Source organism: Empedobacter sp. UBA7252, from assembly GCF_002472765.1.
Lineage (GTDB): Bacteria > Bacteroidota > Bacteroidia > Flavobacteriales > Weeksellaceae > Empedobacter > Empedobacter falsenii_B.
This window is the reverse complement of sequence record NZ_DKSQ01000111.1, coordinates 1-12,006: the sequence shown is the minus strand read 5'-3', so window position 1 is coordinate 12,006 and position 12,006 is coordinate 1. Positions and strand designations below refer to the sequence as shown.

Below are 12,006 nucleotides of genomic sequence, written 5' to 3'. Positions count from 1 at the left end.
TAGTGTTGTGCAACAAGCACATCGCATTAACAAAATAACGAGTTTCAACTAAATAAAAATCCTTGTCAAGGTTTAGAACTTTGACAAGGATTTTTTTATGTATCAATTAAAATAATAAAAACTGAACGGGTTTGATTAAATATCTAAAAACGAAAGATTACTCTTCCCATTCTTCTTTTATTTGTCGCGCTTCATAATCTGCAACCATTTCTGCTTCATAATCTACTTTTTCTCCTTTTGAGAATCGACGAATTGCACTATCGAATAATGAATAAACCACAGGAACAATAATTAAGGTTAGGAATAATGAGGAAACTAATCCACCGATAATAACCCATGCCAAACCGTTGTTCATCTCTGCTCCTGCTCCTTCTGCCAAAGCAATCGGAATCATACCAAAAACCATGGCGATAGTTGTCATCAAAATTGGACGAAGACGTGCATGATTGGCTTGTACCAAAGCATTGTGTGTTGTTTCTCCTGCTTCTTTTCTATGGTTTGTAAAATCGACTAATAAAATGGCATTTTTGCACACCAAACCAATCAACATAATCATTCCGAGAATCGTGAAGATATTCAACGAATTATTAGTTAAAGCTAAAACCACAAAGACTCCAATTAATGATAATGGAATAGAAAACAAAACCACGAAAGGATAAATAAACGAATCATACAAAGCAACCATCACCAAATAAACTAAAATAATTGCTGCTAATAATGCGTAACCTAATGTACCAAAACCTTCGGATTGATTTTCTTCATCTCCACCCCAAACATACGATACACCGGTTGGTTTTTTACTATCAATTTTTTGTAAACTATTTTTGAAATCAGTCACAATATCACCCGTTGTACGACCAACAGATTGCGCTTGCACAGTTACAGAAGGTGTTTTATCACGACGCTCTAAGAAACTTGGTCCAGAACTTTGTGTAACCGTTGCAAATTGATCCAAACGAATTTGTTGTCCTTTATCATTCATAAATATCAAACTACGAACATCATCGATATTCGAACGATTAAAATCATTGTACTGAATATTAATATCATATTCGTATTCACCCGCTCTAAATTTACCATCTGTATTTCCAGAGAAAGCAGTTTGCATCGTCAAACCAACTGTTTGTAAATTCAATCCTAAAGCAGCCATTTTATCACGGTCAACTTGCACATTAATTTCAGGATTTCCGGCTTCTGTCGTTAATTTCACTTCCGAAGAACCCTTAATTTGCTCTAATTCGTGTTTTGCTAATTCAGCAAATTTCATGGCGCTTTCTAAATTTGGACCTGTCACAACCAACGCTATTGGCGCTTGTTCCGCTCCAATTAAACCAACTGGAACAGTTTTAACCTTAGCACCAACTAATTCTTTTTCTAAATCGCGTTTTACTTTTGCCGCATAAATAAATGAATTGTCTTCACGCTCTGATTTATCATTTAAAATAACGTCTATTTCTGCTTTATAAGCTGTTGCTTGTGCTGCTCCAAATCCTTCAGAACTTTGACCAACAGTTGTAATCATATCAACAACTTCTTTTTTACCACGTAAAAATTTTTCTGCTTTTTGCGTCATAAAATTTGATTCCTCTATTGTTGCATCTTTTGGTAACTCTATTTGAACTAAGAATTCACCTTTATCTGTTTTAGGGAAGAATTCACCACCAATATATTTTCCTCCCATTAAAACTCCAATAACTGCAAATAAAACGATAAATACCCCAATAAAAACTCCAATTCTACGAACGGTAGATTTTAAACACCATTCTAACATATCAGAAATGAAGTGGGTAAATTTCATTAATTGTTTTTCGAACCAAAGAATAAATTTCTCAAAAATATTTTTCCCTGTGATATGTTCTAATTTCCCGAAACGAGAAGACAACCAAGGAACAATTGTAAATGACGACAATAAGGATAGTAAGGTTGCGATAACGACTGTCACACAAAACTGTGCAATAATATTCGCCACCAAACCTGTACTCATTGCAATTGGTAAGAATACCACGACAATTACCAACGTAATAGCTGTTACTGTAAATCCAATTTCTTTTGCCCCATCGTATGATGCTCTAATTTTCGATTTTCCCATCTCCATGTGACGGTAAATATTCTCTAAAACAACGATAGCATCATCCACTAAAATCCCTACAACAAGCGATAAACCAAGTAACGACATCAAGTTTAAGGTATACCCCATTAAGTACATTCCGATAAAAGTCGCAATTAACGATGCTGGAATAGAAACCATTACAATAAAAGCATTACGAATACTATGTAAAAATAAAAGCATTACAATTGCAACTAAAACAACTGCTAAAACTAAATCGAAAATAACGTGATCTGCCGCAGCCAATGTAAAATCAGACGTATCATTTACAATCTGAATTTTAAGTCCTTCTTTCTTATAATCTGTTTCAACTTTTTTGATGGTTTCTTTCATCAATTCAGAAACTGCAACCGCATTTGCATCTGATTGTTTTACAACCTGAACAATAATCGCTGAACTCTGATTAACACGTGCAATTTTTTCTACTTCTTTTTGAGAATCTTGCACAAAAGCAACTTCCGATAAACGAACTTGAATTCCATTATTCGAAGAAATTACCAAATTATTTAATTCATCAACTGATTTATATTTTCCAGAAAGACGAATAATTGTAGAGTTTTCACGTGTTTTTACACTTCCTGTTGGGAAATCTAAATTCGAAGTTAAGATTGCTTGCTGAACTTGAGGCACAGATAATCCATAACCTTTCAATTTCACAGGATCTAAACTTACCTGAATTTCACGTTCTTGTCCTCCAATCAAATTTACTTGCGCAACACCTGTCACACGCGATAAAACTGGTTCTATTTTTTTATCTAACAAATCATACAAATCTTTTTCTGTCAACTTATCAGACGTTACACCAGCTGTAATAATTGGTAAATCACTTAACGAGAATTTCGTCAAAGAAGGCGGATCTACATCATCAGGTAAATCTTTCTCAATGGCATTAATCTTACGTTGCGCATCATTCAACGCTAAATCTGCATTTGCATCAGAATTCAACGTCACCATTACAACTGATAAACTTTCATAAGATTTCGATTCTACTTTCTTTACATTTTCTAAGGCTGCAACCGCATCCTCTATCTTTTTGGTTACAGAATTTTCAACTTCGTTTGGAGAAGCTCCAGGATAAACCGTTGAAATCGTAACAACATTCGTTTCAAATTTTGGGATTAATTCGTATCCCATTTGCGTATAACTAAACAATCCTCCTAATGTTAAAATCGTGAATAACACGATAATCATTGTGGGACGTTTAATTGATATTTCTGCTATTTTCATGGAAAAACTACTCTTATTTTACAACTTTCACTTTCGTTCCATCTTTCAGATTAATCTGACCACTTGTCACGATTTCAGCTCCATCTTTAATTCCACTAATAATTTCAACTTCAGTTCCAACCGTTTTCCCAATCACAACTTTCGTTAATTTCGCTGTATTATTTTCAACCACGAAAACTTGTCCAGAACTAATTCCGTTAACAAAAGCATTCGCTGGAACAACCAATACATTTTTCCCTGCATTTACATCATCTTTTGTCGAGAAAACTGCCGTTCCGTACATACCAGCTTTTAAACCAGAATTATTCGAAACTTGAATTTCTACTGGAAAGTTTAATGAAGCATCTGCTTTAGGCGCAATAAAAGAAATTTTTCCTGCAAATTCTTGATCAGGAAAAACACTCGCCAATACTTTGATTGTTTGTCCCACTTTCAAATTCACAACTTCAGCTTCTGTTACTGTAACTTGTAATTTTAGTTTTGACACATTAACAATATCAAACATTTGCGAACCCGGTGCTACTACAGATCCTGGCTCTATGTAACGCTTGTTAATCACACCAGAAATAGTTGCTTTTACATTGGTATCACGAACACGTAAATTTTGTGCAGAAACCGCTGCTCTTGCATTTTTTAATTGCAAACGCGAATTATCCAATTGTTGCTTTGTTACTCCTCCAGTTTTGTACGCATTTTCGTAACGTTGATTATCTATAATCGCATTTTGAAGATTATTTTGTGCTTGAGTTACATCAACCTCAATTGCATCTTTTTTGATTGTTGCCAATGTTTGACCAACAGAAACATAACTACCTTCATCTACCAATACACGAACAATTCTTCCTGAAATTTCTGAAGGAAAACTCATTTCCTGAAATGGCGCAAATGTACCGTTTGACGTATAATCTGTATTTAAGCTTTCGTATTTTGCTTTAATTGTATTTACCACAACCTCATCGTTATTAGCATTTACAATCGCAACTTCCTTTTCTTGCTTCGCTTTGTTATTTTTGATTATGTAAACTGCTCCACCAATCAAGCCAGCAGCAATTAATATATAAAGTAAAGTTTTTACTGATTTCATAAATCGGTTCTATTATTGAATTAATGTTTTTAAGTCTCCTTTTGCTTTGATTAATGCTATTTCTGCAATTTTATATTCTAATAAAGCATTTGAGTAATTATTTCGAGCGTCTGTCAACGCATTTTCTGCGTCTAAAATTTCTGTCAAATTAGCTAAGCCTTGTTGATAATTATTTTGTGTATTTGCTAAAACTTTCTCCGCCAAACTCACGTTTTCTTCTTGAATATCGACACTTTTTAACGCATTTTCTATTTGCGCTTTCGCATTATGATATTCTAAACTCAACCCAAGTTTTGTATCATTCATTTGCTCTTCGATGTCCAACAAATCAATTTCAGCTTGATTAATTTTTGCTTTTGTAGCTCCTCCTGAAAAAATCGGAACTTTAACACTCAAACCTATCGAAGCCAAATCTGACCAGATGTAACTTTTCGACGTAATAAATTTTTCGCCAAAACCTTGCAATCCATAATTTCCAGCTAAACCAACTGTTGGATATAAATTCGCACGCTCGGCTTCTTTAGCAAAATCTAACAATTCTTTTTGTTTTGATAAAACTTTAAATTCTGTTCTATTTTCAACATCTATTTGATCTTCCAACAAAACTAAATTTGGCGCAATAGTTTCTACTGCTAAATTAATTGGTTTCTCAATTGTATAACCCATATAAAATTTCAATGCATTCTTGTTAATTTCTACTGCATTTACCAATTGTTGGCGAGATGAAGATATGTTATTTAATTGTACAACTATTCGGTCTAAATCAATAGGCTTTGCCAATCCATTATCCACTAAACTTTTGATAACATTGCGAACTTTATTCGTGTTTTCGTAACTTTTATCAATTGTTTTTAATTTTTCTTCTTGAATAAAAACTTGATAATACGCATTCGCTACACGCTCAATAATTTGTTCGTCAGTTAAATCTGCATTTACCTGATAAAATTCGCGTGTTGTTTTCGCGGCTTTCAAACCTGTAAAAACACGTTGATCGAACAATGTTTGGTTTACCGTTACACCCAAACTCGAATTCCATGGTTGTCCCATTTTGATCACAGTTGTTTGTCCTCCCATTGTCAACGCCATTTCTTGTACAATTGGATTATATTGCAAACCTCCATTGGCATTTACCTGAGGCAAAGCTCCTGCTCTAGCTTCATCAATTTTGTATTCGGCTTTTTTGATTGCCAAATCTGCTCGTTTAGCATCTGCTTTATTTTCTAACGCAAAATTTACCGCATCTTTAAGTGCAATAACTTCTTGAGCATTAGCTGAACTTATCAATGCTACAATCGCTATAGAAAGTAATGGTTTTAATCTTTTCATTGATATATTAATTGTTAAAAAGTGTATTGAGAATAATTTCTTTTCGATCAGAAAGAATACGTTTAAAATCTTTGTCACTCAATTTCAAATCCAATTGAAGAAGTGGACGAATTGTAAACGGATAATTTACCAAGGAAATCATGTTTAACAAAAACTGAAGTGGTTCCATCTTTTTTATCGTTCCTTTTTCCATTTCTTCCTCTAATCTTTCGTAAAAAACATTTACAACGACATCTAAATCATCTTTCATTAACTTTGAACACATTGTATTATTTTTATTCATTTCGGTAACGATATAAGTTTCCAAATATGGATATTTGATTGATGTTGCAATAGAATCCTCTATAAATTCGCCAATCATTTCTTTGATATCACGATTTCTATCAAAAATAGCACGCGATTTTTCATTACTTACTCGCGTAGCTTCTTCGTAAATAATACTAATTAAATTGTTTCGCGATCTGAAATAATAATTAATCAACGTTCTATTCACTTTCGCTTCATCAGCTATTTCTTGCGTTGTTGCATGAAATCTACCTTCACCAAAAAACATTCTTTTCGCTGTTTCTTTGATCAATTCTTCTGTATCGTCTTTCATATCTGTGCGGCTTTTTTATTTTGACAAAATTGTCAAACAAAATTATTAATATATTTCGTTAATCCAAATAGTTAAACATTATTTTTAAAAAAATTGAAGAAAATCATAAAGATTACCGAACTGATTATCCGTAAATTTGCTTGATGAAAGAACAATATGATTTGATAATTGTAGGTGCTGGGCCAATTGGTTTGGCTTGTGCAATAGAAGCGAAAAGAAACAATCTTTCTTATTTAATTATTGAAAAAGGTGCTTTAACAAATAGTTTGTACAACTATCCTTTGTATATGACATTTTTTTCGACTGCCGAACGATTAGAAATTGGAGAAATTCCGTTCAATTGTATTGCGCCAAAACCTGGTCGACAAGAGGCGTTAGAATATTATCGAAACATTCATAAATATTTCAAATTCAATCTAAATCTATACGAAGAAGTTGAAACGATTAATAAAGTTGAAACAAATCATTTCGAAGTTAAAACATCAAAAAATAACTATTCAACTAACAATATAGTCCTTGCAACTGGTTTTTATGACATTCCAAACTTAATGAATATTGAAGGTGAAAATTTGCCAAAAGTTCATCATTATTACAAGGAAGCTCACCCTTATTCTTTTCAGAACGTAGTGGTTGTTGGAGCGAATAATTCTTCTGTTGATGCAGCTTTAGAATGTTATCGAAAAGGTGCAAATGTAACAATGGTGATTCGCGGAGAAGGTTTTACGCATCGACTAAAATATTGGGTTCGTCCAGATATCGAAAATCGAATTGCAGAAGGAAGTATCAAAGCTTATTTCAACTCGAATATTACTTCTATTGACGAAAATCAAGTTCATATCAAAACACCAGAAGGTGATATTTCAATTGAAAATGATACCGTTTTAGCTTTAACTGGTTATCATCCAAATTTCAATTTTTTGGAGAACTGTGGAATAACTTTCAGTGATGATGAATTGAAAACACCAACTTACAATCCCGAAACAATGGAAACAAATGTGGATGGTTTATATTTGGCAGGCGTTGTTTGTGGTGGTATGTTGACAAATATTTGGTTTATTGAAAATTCGCGCGTACATGCACAGCAAATTGTTGAGGCAATTTTAGCAAAAAATAATAAATAAAAGTTTCTGTATTAATCAGAAAATAAAAATAAAAATAAAAATAACATGAAAGACCTTTTCGGACAGGCAATTTTAGATTATCAAACCAATCATTCGCCCGAAGATCTCTATACCGAAACATCAATTTCAGAGTTAGATGTGATGCCAATTGATTATCTTTTTCGAGAGTATGATGACATGCCTCCTCTAGAGCAAAAAGCACTTGATTTGTCAAAAGGAAAAATATTGGATGTTGGTTGTGGAGCAGGTTCTCATTCACTTTATTTGCAAGAAAAAAGTTCAGATGTTTTAGCGATTGATATTTCTCCAAAAGCGATTGAAGCTTGTTTGTTGAGAGGAATTAAAAATGCAAAAGTTCAGAATTTCCTTGAAATCAATGAAGCTGAGAAATTTGATACGATTCTATTTTTGATGAACGGAACTGGAATTTTTCAGAATTTAGTTTTAATTAATGTTTTCTTGGATAAAATCAAAAATTTATTAACCGAGAATGGTCAAGTTTTGATTGATGGAACCGACATTATTTATATGTTTGATGAAGACGAAGATGGTGGAAAATGGATTCCGAGTAATGGAAATTACTATGGTGAATTAGATTTTACGGTTCATTATAAAGGCGAGCAAGAAGAACCTATTCAATGGTTGTATTTGGATTTTGACACGTTAAAAAATGCGTGCGAATATCATAAACTAAAATGTACAAAAATAAAAACCGAAGGAGATTCTTATTTAGCAAAAATTACTTTGTAAAATATCGTTTCGATAATAAAATACAAACTCATTAGTTCATTAGAATTAGTGAGTTTTTTTTTATTCTCAAACAAAATTGATAATGATATAAAGTTAATCAATAGTTGAACAATTAATTATCTTTTAAAAAATTCTTAAATTAGTGGAGATTAAACGCAATTTATGGAAGAACACTTGCCAAAACTCATTACCGATCTTGGATTAATTCTATGTGTAGGCGCTGTGACGACGCTTATTTTCAAACGCATCAACCAACCTCTTGTTTTAGGTTATATTATTGCTGGTTTTTTGGTTGGACCGCATTTCGAATATATTCCGTCCGTTGCAGAAGAACATAATGTGGAGATTTGGGCGAAGATTGGTGTTATATTTTTGCTTTTTAGTCTTGGTCTCGAATTTAGTTTCAAAAAATTACTCAATGTTGGTGGTTCTGCCTCCATCACTGCGATTGTCGAAATCATTTGTATTGTAACCGTTGGTTATTTTGTTGGTCGATTTATGAATTGGTCGACAATGGATAGTATTTTCCTCGGCGGTTTATTAGCAAGTTCCTCTACAACCATTATTATTAGAGCATTTGATGAATTAGGATTGAAACGAAAGAAATTCGCGAATGTCGTTTTCGGAATTTTAATTGTAGAAGATATTGTGGTCATTTTATTAATGGTTATGCTTTCTACTATGGCGGTTAGCCAGCATTTTAACGGAGCAGAAATGATTAATTCTTTCGTTAAATTAGGTTTCTTTTTAGCGGTTTGGTTTATTGGAGGAATTTTTATTATTCCAACTTTTTTACGTTCAATTAAGAACTATTTAGATGATGAAACTTTACTAATTATCTCAATTGGGTTATGTCTTGGAATGGTTTATATCGCGGATAGTGCTGGGTTTTCTATAGAATTAGGTGCATTTGTAATGGGGTCTATTCTAGCTGAAACTGTTTATGCAGAAAAAATCGAACATAATTTTCAATCTGTAAAAAATTTATTTGCTACAATCTTCTTTATTTCTATTGGAATGATGATTGATCCTGTTTCAATGTACGAACACAAATGGGCAATTTTAATTGTAACATTGCTGACGATTTTTGGAAAGTTAATTTTTACCACTTTAGGTGCTATAATTTCAGGACAACCGCTAAAACAGTCCGTACAAGTAGGAATGAGTATGGCACAAATTGGTGAATTTGCTTTCATCGTTGCTGGTTTGGGACTTTCTCTTGGCGTAACAAGCGACTTCTTATTTCCTGTTGCAGTCGGTGTTTCGGCAATTACAACATTTACTACACCTTATTTAATAAAATCATCTGACAAAGTTTATACTTTATTGGAAAAAGTTCTTCCACAAAAATTTATTCAAGGTGTTGAAAATTATTCATCTGATACACAACACATTCAAAACGAAAATAAATGGAATAAAATCATCAAACAAACAGTTTCTACAATTTTTATCAATGGAATAATCATTATCGCAATCACATTGATTATCAAAAGCTACGTTTTATTCTTATTAACCGATTGGTTTACCTATTTTGGCGCAAGTTTGGTTAGCCTTACATTGACATTTGTATTGTGTATTCCATTTATTTGGGCAATTATTGGAAATCGACCAAAAAGAGAAATTATTGGAGAGTTTTGGGATGAATCTAATTATAATCGTGCACCAATTATCGCGATTATTTCTATCCGTTTAACTTTAGTTGTAGTTGCTGTAATTTTTATTTATAATCAATTTTTTTCAAGCACAATTGCCTCAATTGTATTAGTTATTGGATTATTGATTACAATGTATTTTCTTTCAAAATATTTCAATCAATTTTACAATTATATTCAAACAAAATTCATTTATAACTTAAATGAACGTGAAATTTTGACTAAAAAAATTGAAGAGAAAAAGAAACAAGATAAATTTCAATATACTTGGGATAACACGCATATTTCGGATATGATTGTTCCGCAAAATGCCAATTTTATTGGTGTTTTTTTGGGTGAATTGGATTGGCGAACAAAATTTCAGATCAATATTGCCTATATCAAACGTGGCGATCGAATTATTCAGACTCCAAATTCTGAATCAGTTTTATATCCTTTCGATAAAATTGGAATTATTGGAACGGATGAACATATTCAACGATTTGAGAAGTATTTGCAAATTATTGGTGAAACTCCTCCAGAAAATAATGATCTTAAAAATACAGATAATTTTACGTTGGATAAAGTAGTTATTCCGAATGATTTTTGTGTTTTGGAGCATAAATCGATTGGCTGGGTAAAAGATACGGCAAAAGGAATTGTGGTTTCGATAGAGCGCGATGGAAAAATGATTCACAATCCTGATCGAAATGTACCAATTGAATTGGGCGATTATTTGACAATTGTTGCCGATAAGAAAAACTTAAAAAACTTTATTCAAGAGTATCATTTAAAATAAAGCGAGTAATTTTGCAAGATGCAGCGTAAGATTATTCACATCGATATGGACGCTTTTTATGCTTCTGTTGAACAACGAGATTTCCCCGAATTAAGAGGGAAATGCATTGCTGTTGGCGGAAATGAAGAACGTGGTGTGATTGCTACCGCTAGTTACGAAGCTAGAAAATATGGCGTCGGCTCTGCAATGTCTTCTGTTGTTGCAAAACGCAAATGTCCACATTTGATATTTGTAAAACCTCGATTTCAAGTTTATAAAGAAGTTTCGAATCAAATTCGTGAAATATTTCTTGAATATACTGATTTGGTTGAACCTTTATCTTTGGATGAAGCTTTTTTGGATGTAACAATTAACCATAAAGACATCGAAATCGCCACAGATATTGCAAACGAAATCAAACAAAAAATAAAGGAACGAACAGATTTGACTGCTTCTGCAGGTGTTTCTTTCAATAAATTTTTAGCTAAAATTGCTTCGGATTATAACAAACCTGATGGACTTTATGTGATTACGCCTAAAATGTCTGAAAATTTTATTGATCAATTACCAATCAAAAAATTTCATGGAATTGGAAAAGTAACTGCCGAACGTATGCAAATGATGGGCATTCATACAGGTTTGGACTTGAAAAACCTAGAATTAGAAAAACTGTTACGGGAATTCGGGAAATCAGGTAAATACTATTACAATATTGTTAGAGGATTAGATTTTAGAGAGGTCAACCCTACTCGATTGCGAAAATCATCTGGTTCAGAAACAACTTTTAGCAAAGATTTAGAAACATTAGAAGAAATGCAAATTGCTTTATTTCCACTAATAGAAGATGTTTGGAACTTTTCTTTAAAAACATCAATTTATGGAAGAACAATTACTGTAAAAATAAAACACAATGATTTTTCGGTTACTACAAAAAGTAAATCAGCATCATTTCCAGTTAAAAATAGAGAACTTTTTGATCTTATTTGTTATGATTTATTAAGTGAAGGTTACTCCTTAGAAAAACCAGTTCGACTATTAGGTGTTGCTATCTCTAATTTATCCAATAATCAAAAAAAATTCGGAACTCAACTAGAAATTCCATTTAGAGAAACTATATAAAATCTTCAATATAATTTATCTTTAATAAGATATGACAAAATCAACTTTTACCATTGTTTATCAAACAAAAGTATGTTCTAATAAATTAATAAAATATGGTAAAACGAGGAACGGCAAACAACGTTATAAACGAGCTAATTATAAATTGTAATATTTTTTAAGTAAAAAAAACTAATATTTTAGATTTTTAAAAACATTATTATAACTTAAATCATATCCTAATTTTTGTATATTAGCATTAGAGTTGTAATCTTCCCCTTGTTAA

The 12,006-nt window shown here is 32.3% G+C and carries 8 protein-coding genes; 4 read left to right on the top strand and 4 right to left on the bottom strand.

Features of this window, described 5'->3' with window-relative positions; all coding sequences use genetic code 11:
- Positions 1–157: 157 nt before the first annotated feature.
- Genes B2X73_RS15200 through B2X73_RS15185 form a run of 4 tightly spaced genes read right to left on the bottom strand, consistent with a single transcriptional unit; the run spans position 158 to position 6,342 of the window.
- Positions 158–3,334: an efflux RND transporter permease subunit gene (locus B2X73_RS15200; RefSeq protein WP_219034226.1), complete on the bottom strand. Its 3,177-nt coding sequence runs from the start codon at positions 3,332–3,334 to the stop codon at positions 158–160.
- Between the two features lie 13 nt (positions 3,335–3,347).
- Positions 3,348–4,418, bottom strand: a complete 1,071-nt coding sequence (locus tag B2X73_RS15195) for an efflux RND transporter periplasmic adaptor subunit (RefSeq protein ID WP_221856169.1) — start codon at positions 4,416–4,418, stop codon at positions 3,348–3,350.
- A gap of 12 nt (positions 4,419–4,430) precedes the next feature.
- Positions 4,431–5,744, bottom strand: coding sequence for a TolC family protein (locus B2X73_RS15190; protein WP_291096871.1), 1,314 nt, complete (start codon positions 5,742–5,744; stop codon positions 4,431–4,433).
- A 7-nt stretch (positions 5,745–5,751) separates the two neighbouring features.
- Entirely contained in the window at positions 5,752–6,342 is a 591-nt protein-coding gene (locus B2X73_RS15185) for a TetR/AcrR family transcriptional regulator (protein ID WP_291096868.1), read from the bottom strand.
- A gap of 143 nt (positions 6,343–6,485) precedes the next feature.
- Here B2X73_RS15185 and B2X73_RS15180 point away from each other — a divergent pair, with 143 nt between their 5' ends.
- The 4 genes from B2X73_RS15180 (at position 6,486) to dinB (ending at position 11,741) form a co-directional block, all read left to right on the top strand.
- On the top strand, positions 6,486–7,463 hold the full coding sequence (locus B2X73_RS15180; RefSeq protein WP_280037076.1) for a YpdA family putative bacillithiol disulfide reductase: 978 nt from the start codon (positions 6,486–6,488) through the stop codon (positions 7,461–7,463).
- Positions 7,464–7,508: 45 nt separating this feature from the next.
- Complete coding sequence (locus B2X73_RS15175) at positions 7,509–8,213, top strand: class I SAM-dependent methyltransferase (RefSeq protein ID WP_291047070.1); 705 nt, start codon at positions 7,509–7,511, stop codon at positions 8,211–8,213.
- Positions 8,214–8,375: 162 nt separating this feature from the next.
- Entirely contained in the window at positions 8,376–10,643 is a 2,268-nt protein-coding gene (locus B2X73_RS15170; RefSeq protein ID WP_291047071.1) for a cation:proton antiporter, read from the top strand.
- Between the two features lie 18 nt (positions 10,644–10,661).
- Complete coding sequence (dinB, locus tag B2X73_RS15165) at positions 10,662–11,741, top strand: DNA polymerase IV (RefSeq protein ID WP_286496366.1); 1,080 nt, start codon at positions 10,662–10,664, stop codon at positions 11,739–11,741.
- The last annotated feature ends 265 nt before the right edge of the window (positions 11,742–12,006 follow it).

Bases quoted from the DNA above. Each gene is read 5' to 3' on its own strand.
- B2X73_RS15190 (WP_291096871.1), bottom strand. From the start codon at position 5,744: ATGAAAAGATTAAAACCATTACTTTCTATAGCGATTGTAGCATTGATA.
- B2X73_RS15195 (WP_221856169.1), bottom strand. From the start codon at position 4,418: ATGAAATCAGTAAAAACTTTACTTTATATATTAATTGCTGCTGGCTTG.
- B2X73_RS15200 (WP_219034226.1), bottom strand. From the start codon at position 3,334: ATGAAAATAGCAGAAATATCAATTAAACGTCCCACAATGATTATCGTG.
- B2X73_RS15185 (WP_291096868.1), bottom strand. From the start codon at position 6,342: ATGAAAGACGATACAGAAGAATTGATCAAAGAAACAGCGAAAAGAATG.
- dinB (WP_286496366.1), top strand. From the start codon at position 10,662: ATGCAGCGTAAGATTATTCACATCGATATGGACGCTTTTTATGCTTCT.
- B2X73_RS15175 (WP_291047070.1), top strand. From the start codon at position 7,509: ATGAAAGACCTTTTCGGACAGGCAATTTTAGATTATCAAACCAATCAT.
- B2X73_RS15170 (WP_291047071.1), top strand. From the start codon at position 8,376: ATGGAAGAACACTTGCCAAAACTCATTACCGATCTTGGATTAATTCTA.
- B2X73_RS15180 (WP_280037076.1), top strand. From the start codon at position 6,486: ATGAAAGAACAATATGATTTGATAATTGTAGGTGCTGGGCCAATTGGT.